Raw genomic sequence first — 15,261 nt, forward strand, 5'->3', positions numbered from 1 at the left:
CCTATTCCTCGTCGTCCTGCTTCTTGCCGCCGATCGTCTTCAGCTTGGCGAACACGGCGTCGACGTTGAGATCGTCTTCGGTCTTCTCGCTCGTCTCGAATTCCGGCTCCTTCTTGGTGGTCTCGGAGGCCGGCAGCAGCGTCGCGCCGCCGTAAGCCGCGGGCACCGGCTTTTCCTTGGCGGCGCGCTGTACCTCGAAATCGAGCTCGATCTGCGAGCACAGGCCGAGCGTCACCGGGTCCATCGGGGTCAGCGTCGAGGCATTCCAGTGGGTGCGGTCGCGGACGCTCGCAATGGTCGTCTTGGTGGTGCCGACCAGGCGCATGATCTGCGCGTCCTTCAGCTCGGGGTGGTTGCGAACCAGCCACAGGATCGCGCTCGGCCGCTCGTGGCGGCGCGACACCGGAGTGTAGCGTGGGCCCTTCTTCTTGGCGGCCGGCGGCAGCACAACCTTGCTCTCGCCAAGCTTGAGGCGGTAATTCGGGTCCTTTTCGCCCTTTTCGATCTCGTCGCGGCTCAATTGTCCCGTTGAAATCGGGTCCATGCCCTTGATGCCCTGGGCAGCGTCGCCATCGGCGATGGCGCGGACCTCGAGGGGGTGCATTTTGGTGAAATCGGCCACCTGGTCGAAGGTCAGCGCGGTATTGTCAACCAGCCACACGGCAGTCGCTTTTGGCATCAGCGGTGCATTGCTCATGGCAAATCTCCTTTGTGCCTCGCCCACCTCTTTTTTGGAGGCGAAGCCTATGGTCATCGGTGATGACGGGAATTAGGGCGCTATATACGCCTTCCCGGGGTATTGGCGCAATGGTCTGCTAAAGTGCCTTGACAGAGCCCGAAAGCAGTCCCAAGTCCTTATCCGAACTGGCCGTTCCCAGCCCGCCGGCTAGGGGTGATTCGGTCCTCGAGATAGCCCCAATGCCTTCTGTGTCAACGTCAGCCAAACCAGACCTCAGAATCGTGCTTTGTTCTCCCCGTGGCTTCTGCGCCGGGGTGGTGCGGGCCATCGATACCGTCGAACGGGCGCTCGCCATCTATGGCGCCCCGGTCTATGTCCGCCACGAGATCGTGCATAACCGCTACGTGGTCGACAGCCTGAAGACCAAAGGCGCGATCTTCGTCGAGGAACTCGCCGAAATCCCCGATAATACCAATGCTCCGGTGGTATTTTCGGCCCATGGGGTTCCCAAATCGGTTCCGGCCGACGCCCGCGCCCGCAATTTCTTTTCGCTGGATGCGACCTGCCCGCTGGTCACCAAGGTGCACCGCGAGGCGGCGATCCATTTCAAGCGCGGCCGCGAAATCCTGCTGATCGGGCATTCGCATCACCCCGAGGTGGTCGGCACGCTCGGCCAGTTGCCGACCGGCGCGGTGACGCTGATCGAAACCGCTGAGGACGCCAAGACGTTCGCGCCGAAGGATCCCAACAACCTCGCCTTCGTCACCCAGACGACGCTGTCGATCGACGACACCGCCGAGATCGTCGCGCTGCTCAAGGAGCGCTTCCCGAACATCAACGGGCCGCACAAGGAAGACATCTGCTACGCCACCACCAACCGCCAGCTCGCGGTGAAGAAGGTGGCGCCGGTGGTCGATGCCCTGATCGTGGTCGGCGCGCCGAACTCGTCGAACTCGCAGCGCCTGCGCGAAGTCGCCGAGCGCGAGGGCTGCCCGGTCTCAGTGCTGGCGCAGCGCGCCTCTGACCTCGACTGGGCGCGCTTCGAAGGCATCAAGAGCCTCGGCATCACTGCTGGCGCGTCCGCGCCGGAAGTGATCGTCGAGGAAATCATGGGCGCCTTCGCCGAGCGGTTCGAACTGCATGTGGAGACGGTGTCGGCTGCGGAGGAGAACGAGTTCTTCCCGTTGCCGCGTTCGCTGCGGCCCGAAGCTGCCGCCGAGTAGTCGCGATGGCGGTTTACACCGACGTCGCCGCCGAAGACCTCGCGGAGTTCCTGAAAGGCTACGACATCGGCGAGTTGCTCTCCTACAAGGGCATCGCCGAGGGCGTCGAGAATTCCAATTTCCTGCTGCACACCAGCAAGGGCGCGTTCATCCTCACGCTCTATGAAAAGCGCGTGGCGGTGGACGACCTGCCGTACTTTCTGTCGCTGATGGCGCATCTGGCCGAGCGCGGCGTGCGTTGCCCGCAGCCGGCGAGGAATCGCAAGGGCGAGGTCTACAGCGAGCTGGCCGGGCGTCCCGCGGCGATCATCAACTTTCTCGAAGGCGTGTGGCCGCGGCGGCCCAACGCCGCGCATTGCACCGGCGTGGGCGAGGCGCTCGCGAAGATGCATCTGGCGGGGCGGGATTTTCCGCTTGTCCGCAAGAACCCGCTTTCGGTCGAGGGCTGGCGGCCGTTGTTCGATCTCGCCGCGCCACGCGCCGATAGCGTCGCGCCCGGCTTGCAGGACTTCATCGCGCGCGAGCTCGATCACCTCGAAGCGTGCTGGCCGAAAGATCTGCCGCCCGGTGTCATCCATGCCGATCTGTTTCCCGACAACGTGTTCTTCCTCGGCGACAAGCTGTCGGGGCTGATCGACTTCCCGTTTTCCTGCAACGACATTTTGGCCTACGACGTCGCGATCTGCCTGAACGCGTGGTGTTTTGAGCCGGATCATTCCTTCAACGTCACCAAGGCCCGTGCGTTGCTCAACGCCTATGGCCGCGAGCGGCAATTGTCTGATACCGAGCAGGAGGCGCTGCCGCTTTTGGCGCGCGGCGCGGCGCTGCGTTTCCTGCTGACACGGCTGGTCGATTTCCTCAACGTGCCGCCGGGCGCACTGGTGAAGCCCAAGGACCCGCTCGAATATGTCCGCAAGCTGCGCTTCCACCAGAACGTCGCGAGCGTGCGCGATTACGGCCTGACCCAGCCGGGATGCGTCGCTTGAGCGAGCCCCCTCACGTAACGGTCTTCACCGACGGCGCCTGCTCGGGCAATCCCGGCCCCGGCGGCTGGGGCGCCATCCTCAGATTCGGCGACAAGGAGAAGGAGCTGAAGGGCGGCGAGGCACACACCACCAACAACCGCATGGAGCTGATGGCGGCGATCTCGGCGCTGGAGGCACTGAAGAAGCCGTGCGTGGTCGACCTCACCACCGACAGCCAGTATGTGCGCCAAGGCATCACCGGCTGGATCCACGGCTGGAAGAAAAACGGCTGGCGCACCGCCGACAAGAAGCCGGTCAAGAATGTCGAACTGTGGCAGCGGCTCGATGCCGCGCTGAAACCGCATCAGGTGCGCTGGCACTGGATCAAGGGCCACGCCGGCCACGCCGAAAACGAGCGCGCCGATCAATTGGCGCGCGAAGGCGTCGCGATGGCGAGGTTGAAGTAGTTGGTACGGTAGCTCCCTCTTCCCCTCTCCCCTTGTGGGAGAGGGTGGCGCCTCACGAAGTGAGGCGACGGGTGAGGGGTTCTCTCAGCAAACACAGACCGTTGATGCGGAGACAACCCCTCATCCGGCGGACTGCGTCCGCCACCTTCTCCCACAAGGGGAGAAGGAAGAACGCATGCGACGACGCGCCTCAGCTCATAGCTGCCCGAGCAGCGTATCGCCGCCCGAGACTTCGACCTTGCCGGGCGCCGGCTCGAGGTTGAGCTTCTTGATGACGCCGTCGTCCACCAGCATCGAGTAGCGCTTGGAGCGGATGCCGAGCCCGTTGCCGGAGGCGTCGAGCTCCATGCCGATCGCCTTGGTGAAGTCGGCATTGCCGTCGGCGAGGAACACCGCCTCGTCGCGCTGGTCGGTGTCGCGCTTCCAGGCGTTCATGACAAAGGCGTCGTTGACCGAGACGATGGCGATGGTGTTCACGCCCTTGTCCTTGATGGCATAGGCGTTGAGGAAGATGCTGGGCAGGTGCATCTTGTGGCAGGTGCCGGTATAGGCGCCGGGCACCGCGAACAGCGCCACCTTCTTGCCCTTGAAAATATCGTCGGTGGTTTTGACCTGCGGACCTTCCGCCGTCATCACGCGAAACTTGGCTTCCGGCAGCTTGTCGCCAACTTGGATCGTCATCGTCAATTCTCCCTCAATGAGCGCTGTTTTGTAGCCCCTGCGGCTCGCCGGCACAATATTCGTAGGCGTGGAAACGGCAACCGTGACGGTCATTCACTGTTGCGTCATCAGGGCGAAAAGCCCCCTTCGTCCAGGAAGGCCTGCTCCTCCGGCGTGCTCGAACGGCCCAAAAGGCGGTTGCGATGGGGGAAGCGGCCGAACCGGCGGATGATATCGGCGTGGTGCTCGGCCCACTTCGCACTTTCGACAAGCCCCGCCTCCCGTGACAGCTCGATACAGCGCAACTGGTCGGCCAGATGCTCGGAGTGCATGAACGGCAGATAGAGGAATTCACGTAAAACCGGATCGACCCGCGCGTCCACGCCGTTTTCGACCGCGCGGTGCGCTACCTCGCGCGCCAACACATCGCTGGCATAGGTCCGCGCGTCGTCGCGGAATAGGTTGCGGGGAAACTGGTCGAGCACGATGACGAGCGCCAGCGCGCCGTCATCGCTCGTTTCCCATGACGATAGTTCGCCGGCCACCGCGCGCCGCCACAGGCCGAAAAAGCGCCGTCGCACCTCCGCGTCGAAGGCGTCGTCGCGGCTGTACCAGCGGTCAGGGCCGGCGTCACGCCAGAACGCCAGAATTGCGGCCGGCGTGACGGAAGCTTCAACCATCGGCCGAAAGCCGTACGCGCTTTACGCCGCGGCCTTCTTTTCGTCGCGCAGTTCGCGGCGCAGGATCTTGCCGACATTGGTCTTGGGCAAATCGGTCCTGAACTCGATCTGCTTGGGGACCTTGTAGGCGGTGAGTTGCGTGCCGCAATACTTGATGACGTCGTCGGCCGAAAGGTTTTGGTCCTTCTTGACAACGAACGCCTTCACCGCCTCGCCCGATTTCGCGTCCTGCACGCCGATCACCGCGCATTCCAGCACGCCCGGATGGCTCGCGATCACTTCCTCGATCTCGTTCGGATAGACGTTGAAACCCGAGACCAGGATCATGTCCTTCTTGCGGTCGACGATCTTGGTGTAGCCGCGCTCATCCATCACGCCGATGTCGCCGGTGCGGAAGAAGCCGTCCGCGGTCATCACATTCGCGGTCTCTTCCGGCCGGTTCCAGTAGCCGGCCATCACCTGCGGGCCCTTGGCGCAGATCTCGCCGGCTTCGCCGAGCGGCACTTCGTTGCCGTCATCGTCGCGAATCGAGAGGTAGGTCGACGGCACCGGGAGACCGATCGTGCCCGAGAACTCCTCGATGTCGGCCCGGTTGCAGGTCAGCGCCGGCGATGTCTCGGACAGCCCGTAACCTTCCGCCAACGCGCAGCCGGTCACCTTCAGCCATTTCTCGGCAACCGGTTTTTGCGTTGCCATGCCGCCGCCGTTGGAGATTTTTAGCTTGGAGAAATCGAGCTTGTCGAAGCCCGGCGTATTCAACAAGCCGTTGTAGAGCGTGTTGACGGCCGGGAAAAAGCTGACTTGGTATTTCGTCAGCTCCTTAACGAAGCCGACCATGTCGCGCGGGTTGGGGATCAACAGATTGGTGCCGCCGGCGCGCACGCCCAGCAGGTAACACGCGGTCAGCGCGAAGATGTGATAGAGCGGCAGCGCACAGACGATGATCATATTGTCGACAATCGGCGGCTTCTTCAGTGCCGGCTGCAGCCAGGCGTCGTTCTGCAGCACGTTGGCGAGAATGTTCTTGTGCAGCAGCGTCGCGCCCTTGGAGACGCCGGTGGTGCCGCCGGTATATTGCAGGAAGGCGACGTCATCGCGCGTGAGCTTCGGCTTGGCGAGCTTCAGGCTGCGGCCGGCGGCGAGTGCATCGTTGAACGAGACCGCGCCCGGGATCGACCAGGCCGGCACCATCTTCTTCACCTTGCGGATCACCAGGTTGACGATCACGCCCTTGAAGCCGAGCAGGTCGCCCATGCTGCCGACGATCACATGCTTGACCGCGGTCCTCGCGATTACCTGCTGTACCGTGGTGGCGAAATTCTCCAGAACGACGATCGCTTCCGCACCGGAATCCTTGAGCTGATGCTCGAGCTCGCGCGGGGTGTAGAGCGGGTTGACATTCACCACCGAAAAGCCCGCACGCAGCACGGCGGCGGTCGAGATCGGATATTGCAGCACGTTCGGCATCATCAGCGCGACGCGGGCGCCCTTTTGCAGGCCCTTGCTCTGCAGATAGGCGCCAAGTGCTGCCGACATATCGTCGAGGTCGCGGTAGCTGATCGACTTGTCCATGCAGATGAACGCCTTGCGGTCGGCGAACTTCGCAAAGCTTTCTTCCAACAGCTCAACCAGCGACGAATACTGGGTGACGTCGATATCGGCTGGCACGCCGGCCGGATATTGCTTGAGCCAGATCCGCTCCATGATATTTCCCCTCTGGTTCCGAGCCCGGCTCTGATTGCATCAGATCCGTGCTCTAATTTTTATTTTGACGCGTTTTCTTCCGCAGATAAATCTACGCAATCTGCGCAAGCTTGATTGCTTTGCGAACCGGGACCCACTTCGCTCGAAAACGCTATGGCTCCCTGTTTCTTGGCCGGGCACGCCTTGTTTTGGGCAGTATTGTGAATGCCGCCGCCGATGGCAAGCGGCTGCGTGCTATCGACGCATTTCAGCGGTCTGGAATAATTCGGCCGGATGGCAGGAAAACTGCCTGATTAGGTGGCTTGGCGGCCCGTTAACCAGCCGGCTTGTTTTCGCCCTTGGGTTTAGCGGCAGCCTTTGGCTTGGCCGGCTTCGGCGCGGGCTTGTCTGCGGCGGCGGGCCTGGCGGCTGGCTTTCTGTCGGCTGAGGCGGCGGGCTTGGCGGCAGCCTCCGGTCTGGCGTTCGCATGCCTGACAGCTGCTGGCTTCGCGTCGGCTGCAGCCTTTGGCGCCGCGGCGTCGGGCTTCTTCGCTGCAATCTTCGATTTCTTGCCGCGCTTTGCCGGCGTCTGCTTTTCGGCTTCCGCCGCAACCGCCGCGATCAGTGCAGTGCCGGTCTTGGTCGGGCCGGTATAGACCGGGATCGGCTCTGACGCCGCCGCCTCCGCAGCCAGCAAGTCCGAGGGCTTGCCCATCGGCGGCTGCAGCCCGGCGGTGAAGAACGTGACCGCGCTCTCGCCGGTCGACGCGCTGCCGTTGGCGGCGACGACGTCGGCGTCCTCGTCGGTGGCTGGCCGCTTGCGCTTGCCGCCGCACATCTCGTCGCGCAGGTTCGGCGGCGTCGCATCGATCGGAACCAGATTGTCGACGGTGCCGAGCGCGGGCTTCAGCCAGCCCAGCCCGTTGCCGCCGAAGCCGCGCTCCAGCAATTGCGCCGCACGCACCGCGCGCGCATTCCCCGAGGAGGCGCCGAGCACGACGGCGATCAGCCGCTTGCCGTTACGCGTTGCGGAGGCGACCAGATTGTAGCCGGAAGCGCAGATGAAACCGGTCTTGAAACCGTCGGCGCCGGGATAGCGGCCGATCAGCTTGTTGAAATTCTGCGTCACCCTGCGGCCGTAGCGGATCGAGGGGATGTGCATGAAGTATTCGTATTCCGGCAGGTCGCGAATGACGGCGCGCGCCAGGATCGCGAGATCGCGCGCGGAAGTGATCTGTCCTTCCGCCGGCAGGCCGTTGGGATTGACGTAGCTCGTCTGCGTCATGCCGAGCTTTTGCGCGGTCTGGTTCATCATCGCCGAGAACCCGTCGACCGATCCGCCGACGCCTTCGGCGAGCACCACGGCCATGTCGTTGGCCGACTTCACCAGCATCATCTTCAGCGCGTTGTCGACGGTGACCTGAATGCCCGGACGGAAACCCATCTTGGACGGCGACTGCGAGGCTGCGACCGGCGACACCGTCAGCAGCGTGTCGAGCGTCAAACGGCCGTCCTTTACGGCCTTCAGCGTGACGTAGGCCGTCATGATCTTGGTCACCGAGGCGGGATACCAGGGCATGGTGGCGTTGTCGGCCTGCAGCACCTTGCCGGTATCGGCTTCGACGACCAGCAGCGCTTCGGCGTGCACGGCGCGCGGCGTCACGACGGCAAGCGCCGCCAGGACAAGTACTGCCGAGGGGAAAATCCAGTTCAACGACGAAGGGCGAGGCAGCAGGCGAAGAAGGTGCACTTTTCCGTTCCGGTCCTTTGAGACCCGCCTTCGAAAAGGAGGTCCTTGAGATCTAACGTTCGGGTTTCAAGCGTGTCCGGCGCCGTCGCTTTGCGGCAAGCTGCAAACCTATACCGGCTTGGCGGGCCAGAACAGAGCCCGGGCGATTAAATGGTGGACGAAATCGTCGCAAATTCGGCGATGTCTAAACCGTGATCGCGCTCACGCGGGCCTATTTGGCCTCGATTCCGGCGCGCGCATTCTCCTGCACCATGAACTGGGCCTTCGCGAGTTCCGCAAAGCGTCCGCCCTTGGCCACCAGTTCATCGAAAGTTCCGCTTTCGATCACGCGCCCATTGTCGAACACCAGGATACGGGTGGCGTTGCGAATGGTCGAAAGCCGATGCGCGATCACGAAAGTGGTGCGGCCCTTCATCACCTCGTCGAGGGCGGCGTTGACCTTGGCCTCGGTGACGGCGTCGAGCGCGCTGGTCGCCTCGTCGAGGATCAGGATCGGCGGGTCCTTCAGCAGCGCGCGTGCGATCGACAGGCGTTGCCGTTCGCCGCCGGACAGCATGCGGCCGCGCTCGCCGGCATGGGTCTCGAATTTCTTTTCGCTGCGCTCGATGAATTCCAGCGCCTGCGCGCGGCTGGCGGCGATGCGCATTTCCTCGTCGGTGGCGTCCGGCTTGCCGACGCGCAGATTGTCGGCGAGCGAGCGGTTGAACAGCAGCGCCTCCTGGAACACCACGCCGATGTTTCGCCGCAGCGCGGTCAGCTTCAGGCCGCGGATGTCCATGCCGTCGATCTTGATGATGCCGGATTGCGGATCGAAGGCGCGGTGCAGCAGCGCGATCGCGGTCGATTTGCCGGCGCCGGTCGGGCCGACCAGGGCGATGGTCTGGCCGGGCAGGGCGGTAAACGAAACGTCCTCGACCGCCGGCCGCTTGCCGTCATAGGAAAACGAGACGTCGTTGAATTCGACGAGGCCGGAGAGCCGTCCGGTGTCCATGGCGTTGGGCCGGTCGCGCACCGCGGGCACCGCGTCCAGCACGTCGAAGAATTCCTGCAGGCGCGGCGCCTCCATGAACACGCTGTTGATGAAGCTCACCACCTGTTCAAGCTTCTGGATCAGCATGGTCGCGAAACTCACGAACATCACGATCTCGCCGACCGTGGTCTGCCCCTGGCCGTGCAGGTAGATGCCGACGGTGAAGATTGCGAGCACGGTGATGGTGGTGGAGGCGCGGGTGATGACGGTGACCAGCGCCCACCAGCCCAATACCGGCATCTGCACGGCGAGCAGCTTGTCGGCGACGAAGCGCAGGCCCTGAACTTCGGCGTCAATCCGCACAAAACTCTGCACCAGCGCGACGTTGCCGAGCGCGTCGGAGGCGCGCGCGGAAAGGTCGCTGTAATGCGACTCGACCTCGCTCTGCATGCCGTAGGTCTTGCGCACCACCAGCGTGGTCAGCACCGTGAATATCACGCACAGCGCGAACAGCAGGATTGCCAGCCGCCAGTTGATGTAGAACGCGAGCGGCAGCAGCACCACCAGCGACAGGATCGCCGCAAAATGTTCGCGGAAGAAACCGAGCCAGAGCCGCCACAGCGAGTCGGTGCCGTTCAGCATCACCTTCATCAGCCGGCCGGAATGGGTGCCGGTGTGGAAGGTCAGCGGCAGCTGCATGATGTGCTCGAAATAATCGGTCAGCACGGCCTGGCGTTGCCGGTGCGCCAGCTTGTCGGCGTTGAGCGCGACCGCCGCGCTGCAGGCGATGGTGAACAGGCCGAACGCCACCCAGGCCCCCAGCAGCGGCCAGGCCGAGTTCGAGGCTAGCGGCCCGGTCTGCGGCTTGCCGGAGAGCACGTCGACGATCTTGCCGAACAGCACCGGCTCGGCGAATTGCGCGCCGGCCAGCAGCAGGTTGGCGAAGGCCAAAATCCAGCCCAGCCGCGCCTCCTTGCCGAGCAGTTCGAGGACGCGGGTGTAAAGGCGCAGCATGGACATCAGGTTTGGCGACTCGGCAGCAATGGGGAAGCGATCAGAGACGCATTCTAATCAGGGATCGCTGTAGAGGACCAGAGCGGGATGAATTTTCTTCCGATCGCATTTTGCGTCCAGCTCGTCATGGCCGGGAGCGCAGACAAGTTTACGTAGTCTGCGCAGGGCAGACTACTATGCCCGGCCATGACGGAAAATAAATCAATTCCGGAGACGGCGCTTCGCGCCTCCTCGTCACGAGGAACCGCTATTACTCAATTGCTCAAACGGCCGTTGAGCGGGGGCAGGAACTGGTCGTCGAAAATGTCGGAGGCCTGCGGCCGCTTCTGAAACTTGAAGTCCTCCCCGACCTGGTCGATCGAGCGTTCGAAGCGCGCCGGATCGATCGTGCCGATGCCGTTGCGCTTCACTTCGCTGGTCAGAATGTTGTCGCGCAGGATGCTTTGCAGGCGTTCGAGTTCGAGGTCCTTTGAGCCGCCGTCCATGCGCTTGGCGACTTCAGTCGCCGCGCCTGCGGGATCCTTGATTGTCAGATTGAGGCCGCCGATCACGGCCCGCACGAATCCCTTCACCGCCTCGGGCTTGGCGGCTGCCAGCGCCGGGTTGGCGATAACAGCGAAACCATAGGCCTCGCAGCCATAGTCGGCGAATTTCAGCACCGCCAGATCGTCGGCAGGCACGCCGCGATCCCTGAGATTGATCGCCGACAGATAGGAGAATCCGGTCACGGCATCGATCTGGCCTGCCGACAGCATCGGCTCGCGCACCGCGGCGCTGATGCTGCTCTGCTTCACGCTCTTGAGCTTGATGCCGTTCAGGTTTGCCACCGCCGGCCACAGCCGGATCGACAGGTCACCTTCGGCGACGCCGAGAGTCTTGCCCTCGATGTCGGTCAGCGCGCGGACGCCGCGGCTCCTGCGGGCGATAATGGAATAGGGCGCCTTGTTGAACAGCACGAACACCGCCTTGATCTTCGGGCCGCCCTGTTTGTCCTTGTCGCGAAACCGCATCAACGCGTTGATGTCGACGAGGGCAAAATCGCTGGTGCCCGCCGCGACGCGCGCAATCGCGTCCTGCGATCCGCTGGCGATGTTGGTTGTGACCGCCAGCGCTTCCGCGCCGAACAGGCCGCTGGCTGTGGCCATCACGAACGGCGCAGCCGCGGCATCGATCGGACGGTCGAGCGAAAACTGGATCTGGAGCGGGGCCCGGGGCTCGTCTGCGGCCAGGACATTGCTCGCCATGAAGCCCGCAATTGCACACAGCCCGGCAAGGGAGGCCAGGAGAACCGTTGAGAGAACCGTTGAGAGAACCCTCGAGAGAGCGCTCAGGCGGGAGCGGATGGCTTTGGTCCTGACAGCACGCATCGAGGTTACATCAGCACGAGGTGGGACAAGTTGCCGCGGCGGCGATGCTGTTTCGTGACATCGCCAACGGCATGAATCGCCCTTGGGCGGGCCATTTTGCAGCATCTAACCTGAACGGCTGATGACTGCCATGATTTTGCCAGGGATCGTTCAGCTGCCGTTCGGATTGGGGAACCTAGTATCCGTTCAGTGGTTAGCTATCGCAGGCCTGTCGGGCCAGCTACCACGGAGGATGTCTAGATGTTTGCGCGAAAGGGTTTGTTCTCATCGATCGGCCGCGCCGGCGCGGTGGCGACGATCGTGGCGGTGGCGCTGACGGCCGTCCAGCCGTCGATGGTCTTCGCCGGCTCCGCGACTTCAGGCAAGGGCGTCACGGCGTCCACCGGGACCAGCGATGCGACCGATATCAGCGCGCGCCGCCGGTATTATCGCGGCGGCGGTGGTGCCGCGGCAGCGGCGGCCTTTGCCGGCATCGTCGGCACGGGGCTTGCGATCGCGGCCACCCAGAACCGCCGCGACTATTATGACGGCTATGGCTACTACGATGGCGGGCCGGCCTATTACGGTGGACCGGCCTACTACGGCAGCCCGGGTTACTATGGCGGCGGTTACCGATCGGGCGTGCCCTACTATCGCGGGCATCCCCTCGCCGGCTGGTAAACGCGACCGTTAAAATCGCAACCGTTAAAGATGAATCCACCGGCCGTCCCGGCCGGTGGATTTTTTCTGGTTGCTGGGCAAGTCGTTAACACGCTGACCATGGTTTTGGATTAGGTTCGAAGAATGAGTGATTCGCTCGAACGGCTTTATCAGGCTGTCATCGTGGCCAGGGATCTCGATCCGGCCACGTCGCGAACGGCCCGGCTGTTTCAGCGCGGCCCCTCCAAGATGGCCAAGAAACTCGCCGAGGAAGCCATCGAAGTCGTCATCGACGCCGTCAACGGCAAGACCGATGCGGTGGTCCGCGAGAGCGCCGATCTGCTCTACAACCTGACCGTCCTGTGGGCTTCGGCCGGCGTGAAGCCGGAGGACGTGTGGCGTGAAATGGAGCGCCGCGAGGATCTGCTTGGCATCGCCGAGAAGCTGCCGAAAATGCCCAAAGTCCTTGCGAAGGCGCTACCTGCCAAGGCGCTGCGCACGGCTTTGCCCAAGGAGTTGTCCAAGGCGGCGGCGTCGCCCGCGGTCCGGCGGCGAATTGTCGCGCTGGAAGGCCGCTCCTCGCGTAAACGGCACTGATTCCTCTCGAATTCCGCCCTATTCCGGCATGGACAAATCCGCCGCATGATGGTTCATGCGGCCATGCTGAAACGGACCTACGACTGGTGCATCGACGCCGCTGACAAGCCCTACGCACTCTGGATTCTGGCGGCGGTCGCCTTCGCGGAAAGCTCGTTCTTCCCGATTCCCCCCGATATCATGCTGCTGCCGATGTCGCTGGCGCGACCGAAGAAGGCATGGTGGTTCGCGACCGTGTGCACGATCGCTTCCGTCGCCGGCGGCATGCTCGGATACGCGATCGGCGCGCTGCTCTACGATTCGATCGGGCACTGGCTCATCACCCTTTACGGTCTCAGTGACAAGGTCGAGACCTTCCGCGCCTCCTATGCCGAATGGGGCGCGGTGATCATCCTGCTGAAGGGGCTGACGCCGATCCCCTACAAGCTCGTCACCATCACCTCGGGCTTCGCGGGCTACAATATCTGGCTGTTTATCCTGTGCTCCATCGTGGCGCGCGGCGGGCGCTTCTTCGTGGTCGCCGTCCTGCTCAACCGCTACGGCGACCTGATCCGGAGCGAACTGGAAAAGCGGCTCGGCCTGTGGGTTGCCATCGGGGCGGTTGTACTGGTGCTCGGTTTCGTCATCGCGTTCAAGCTGGTCTAGGACGCGTTCAAGCTGATCTAGCGCTTTGCCGGCATCCCGGCTTCAGGCTACGTTTCGTGTCATGTTCGATCGAAGCGGCCGCTTTTTCACATTGTTCGGAATGCAACTTGCGACCGCGGGCCTCGTTGCATCCATGCTGGCGACCGCTCCCGAAGCCGGCTGGTCGCAGGCAGCGCCCCAGCCCACGCTCGGCCTGCAGTCGCCGGCCCAGCAACCCCTGCCGGCTCAGCCCGAGCCGCAGCAGATTGAGCCACAGCCGCCGGCGCGCGACGAGAATCCTGGCCTGATCAACGAGATCGGCAAGCTGTTCGAGAAATCGAAATCGCTGCTGCCGCCGCTGAAGAGCCCGAGCGAGACCATCGACGATTTCAACGCGCGCACCAGGGACGCCGGCCAGAGCCTGTCGAACATGGCAAAGCCCTCGACCATGGTGAGCGGGCGGGCGGCGTGTCTCGTGTCGGCCAACGGCGCGCCGGACTGCAAGGCCGGCGCCGACCGGCTGTGCCTGAGCAAGGGGTACAAGGAAGGCAAGAGCCTCGATACCGACGCGGCCGAGAAATGCTCGCCGAAAGTGTACCTGCCGGGCTACAAGCGCCAGTCGGGCGACTGCAAGACCGAAAATTACGTGACCAGGGCGCTGTGCGAGTAGCGCATGATCCGGAAAAGTGGGCACCGCTTTCCCTCGGAACAAACGCGAAGCGTTTGCCCGGAGATCATGCGCAAACAAAAGGCTGGCGTGGAATGTCGTTTCGCAGAAAAGTCATTCCACGCCAGCGCCAAAACGCAATACTTGACACTGGAAAGATTGCCTTGTTGGTATGATGTCTGGCATCTCTAAGGCCAAGCATCGCCCTCCTGACTAAACCGAAGGATCGTCTCGAATGTCCATGCCTGCCTTGTTCAAGGGCCGTTTGTCGCTACCCGTGATCGGTGCGCCGCTCTTCATCATTTCCGTGCCGGATCTGGTGATCGCGCAATGCAAGGCGGGTGTCGTCGGCTCGTTTCCGGCGCTGAATGCGCGCCCGCCGGCGCTGCTCGACGAATGGCTGGCGCGGATCAAGGAAGAGCTCGCGGCTTACGACAAGGCCAACCCTGAGCGGCCGTCGGCGCCGTTTGCGGTGAACCAGATCGTGCACAAGTCGAACAACCGGCTCGATCAGGATCTGGCGCTTTGTGAAAAGCACAAGGTGCCGATGATGATCACCTCTCTCGGCGCGCGCGAGGAACTCAATCAGGCCGCGCATGGCTGGGGCTGCATCGTTTTCCACGACGTGATCAACCAGAAGTTCGCGCACAAGGCGGTCGAAAAGGGCGCCGACGGATTGATCCTGGTGTCGGCCGGCGCCGGCGGCCATGCCGGCGAAATTTCGCCGCTGGCTTTCGTGGCGGAGACGCGGGCCTGGTTCGACGGTCCGATCGCGCTGTCGGGGGCGATTGCAAACGGCCGCGCTATCCGCGCCGCACGCATATTGGGCGCCGACTTTGCCTATATCGGCTCCGCCTTCATCGCCACCCAGGAAGCCAATGCCGTCGAGGGCTACAAGCAGATGATTACGGCCTCGAGCGCCGAAGACATCGTCTATTCCAACCTGTTCACCGGCGTGCACGGCAATTACCTGAAACCGTCGATCGTCGCGGCCGGCATGGATCCCGACAATCTCCCGACCTCGGATCCCTCGAAAATGAGCTTCGGTACCGACGCGTCCGGCGAGCGTGCCAAGCCAAAAGCCTGGAAGGAAATCTGGGGTTCCGGCCAGGGCGTCGGCAGCGTCGCCAAGGTCATGCCGGCCGCTGAACTGATTGGGCGATTTAAAAAGGAATATGACGAGGCGGTCGATCCAGCACTCTAACGGGCGCCAGCGCCCTCTCCCTTACGAGGAGAGGGCGGCCAAGGCGAGCCTCGGTAATTGCAAGGCTTTGGT

At 63.3% G+C, this 15,261-nt stretch carries 15 protein-coding genes; 8 read left to right on the top strand and 7 right to left on the bottom strand.

The window, feature by feature from the left end; translation table 11 throughout:
• Position 1 precedes the first annotated feature (1 nt).
• Positions 2 to 697: a DUF1013 domain-containing protein gene (locus tag V1283_RS41570; protein WP_334392368.1), complete on the bottom strand. Its 696-nt coding sequence runs from the start codon at positions 695 to 697 to the stop codon at positions 2 to 4.
• A 221-nt stretch (positions 698 to 918) separates the two neighbouring features.
• On the opposite strand from V1283_RS41570, the gene ispH reads away from it, so the two are divergent.
• Genes ispH through rnhA form a run of 3 tightly spaced genes read left to right on the top strand, consistent with a single transcriptional unit; the run spans position 919 to position 3,334 of the window.
• Positions 919 to 1,902 carry a 4-hydroxy-3-methylbut-2-enyl diphosphate reductase gene (ispH, locus tag V1283_RS41575; protein ID WP_334392369.1) on the top strand — a complete coding sequence of 328 codons (984 nt, stop codon included), beginning with the start codon at positions 919 to 921 and terminating at the stop codon, positions 1,900 to 1,902.
• Positions 1,903 to 1,907: 5 nt separating this feature from the next.
• Complete coding sequence (locus tag V1283_RS41580; RefSeq protein WP_334392370.1) at positions 1,908 to 2,888, top strand: homoserine kinase; 981 nt, start codon at positions 1,908 to 1,910, stop codon at positions 2,886 to 2,888.
• Positions 2,885 to 3,334: a ribonuclease HI gene (rnhA, locus tag V1283_RS41585; RefSeq protein WP_334392371.1), complete on the top strand. Its 450-nt coding sequence runs from the start codon at positions 2,885 to 2,887 to the stop codon at positions 3,332 to 3,334. Before V1283_RS41580 ends, rnhA begins: the two co-directional genes overlap by 4 nt.
• 195 nt (positions 3,335 to 3,529) lie before the next feature.
• Here the strand turns inward: rnhA and V1283_RS41590 are convergent, their stop codons facing one another.
• The 6 genes from V1283_RS41590 to V1283_RS41615 form a co-directional block, all read right to left on the bottom strand.
• Positions 3,530 to 4,015, bottom strand: a complete 486-nt coding sequence (locus tag V1283_RS41590; RefSeq protein ID WP_334392372.1) for a peroxiredoxin — start codon at positions 4,013 to 4,015, stop codon at positions 3,530 to 3,532.
• Positions 4,016 to 4,122: 107 nt separating this feature from the next.
• The gene (locus tag V1283_RS41595; RefSeq protein ID WP_334392373.1) at positions 4,123 to 4,674 is read right to left on the bottom strand and encodes a DUF924 family protein; all 552 of its coding nucleotides are present in this window, start codon (positions 4,672 to 4,674) and stop codon (positions 4,123 to 4,125) included.
• 21 nt (positions 4,675 to 4,695) lie between these two features.
• Positions 4,696 to 6,378, bottom strand: a complete 1,683-nt coding sequence (locus V1283_RS41600; protein WP_334392374.1) for a long-chain fatty acid--CoA ligase — start codon at positions 6,376 to 6,378, stop codon at positions 4,696 to 4,698.
• 313 nt (positions 6,379 to 6,691) lie between these two features.
• A complete protein-coding gene (locus V1283_RS41605) occupies positions 6,692 to 8,107 on the bottom strand; it encodes a D-alanyl-D-alanine carboxypeptidase family protein (protein WP_334392375.1) in 1,416 nt (471 codons plus the stop codon).
• A 211-nt stretch (positions 8,108 to 8,318) separates the two neighbouring features.
• Positions 8,319 to 10,097, bottom strand: coding sequence for a glucan ABC transporter ATP-binding protein/ permease (locus V1283_RS41610; RefSeq protein ID WP_334392376.1), 1,779 nt, complete (start codon positions 10,095 to 10,097; stop codon positions 8,319 to 8,321).
• A 248-nt stretch (positions 10,098 to 10,345) separates the two neighbouring features.
• On the bottom strand, positions 10,346 to 11,335 hold the full coding sequence (locus V1283_RS41615) for an ABC transporter substrate-binding protein (RefSeq protein ID WP_334392377.1): 990 nt from the start codon (positions 11,333 to 11,335) through the stop codon (positions 10,346 to 10,348).
• 363 nt (positions 11,336 to 11,698) lie between these two features.
• On the opposite strand from V1283_RS41615, the gene V1283_RS41620 reads away from it, so the two are divergent.
• The 5 genes from V1283_RS41620 (at position 11,699) to V1283_RS41640 (ending at position 15,189) form a co-directional block, all read left to right on the top strand.
• The gene (locus V1283_RS41620) at positions 11,699 to 12,118 is read left to right on the top strand and encodes a hypothetical protein (RefSeq protein ID WP_334392378.1); all 420 of its coding nucleotides are present in this window, start codon (positions 11,699 to 11,701) and stop codon (positions 12,116 to 12,118) included.
• A gap of 123 nt (positions 12,119 to 12,241) precedes the next feature.
• On the top strand, positions 12,242 to 12,694 hold the full coding sequence (gene hisE, locus V1283_RS41625) for a phosphoribosyl-ATP diphosphatase (RefSeq protein ID WP_334392379.1): 453 nt from the start codon (positions 12,242 to 12,244) through the stop codon (positions 12,692 to 12,694).
• Positions 12,695 to 12,739: 45 nt separating this feature from the next.
• Positions 12,740 to 13,339, top strand: coding sequence for a YqaA family protein (locus tag V1283_RS41630; protein ID WP_334392380.1), 600 nt, complete (start codon positions 12,740 to 12,742; stop codon positions 13,337 to 13,339).
• A 61-nt stretch (positions 13,340 to 13,400) separates the two neighbouring features.
• Positions 13,401 to 13,988: a hypothetical protein gene (locus tag V1283_RS41635; RefSeq protein WP_442895826.1), complete on the top strand. Its 588-nt coding sequence runs from the start codon at positions 13,401 to 13,403 to the stop codon at positions 13,986 to 13,988.
• A 232-nt stretch (positions 13,989 to 14,220) separates the two neighbouring features.
• Positions 14,221 to 15,189: an NAD(P)H-dependent flavin oxidoreductase gene (locus tag V1283_RS41640; RefSeq protein ID WP_334392381.1), complete on the top strand. Its 969-nt coding sequence runs from the start codon at positions 14,221 to 14,223 to the stop codon at positions 15,187 to 15,189.
• The last annotated feature ends 72 nt before the right edge of the window (positions 15,190 to 15,261 follow it).

The organism is Bradyrhizobium sp. AZCC 2262 (genome assembly GCF_036924535.1).
Taxonomy (GTDB): domain Bacteria; phylum Pseudomonadota; class Alphaproteobacteria; order Rhizobiales; family Xanthobacteraceae; genus Bradyrhizobium.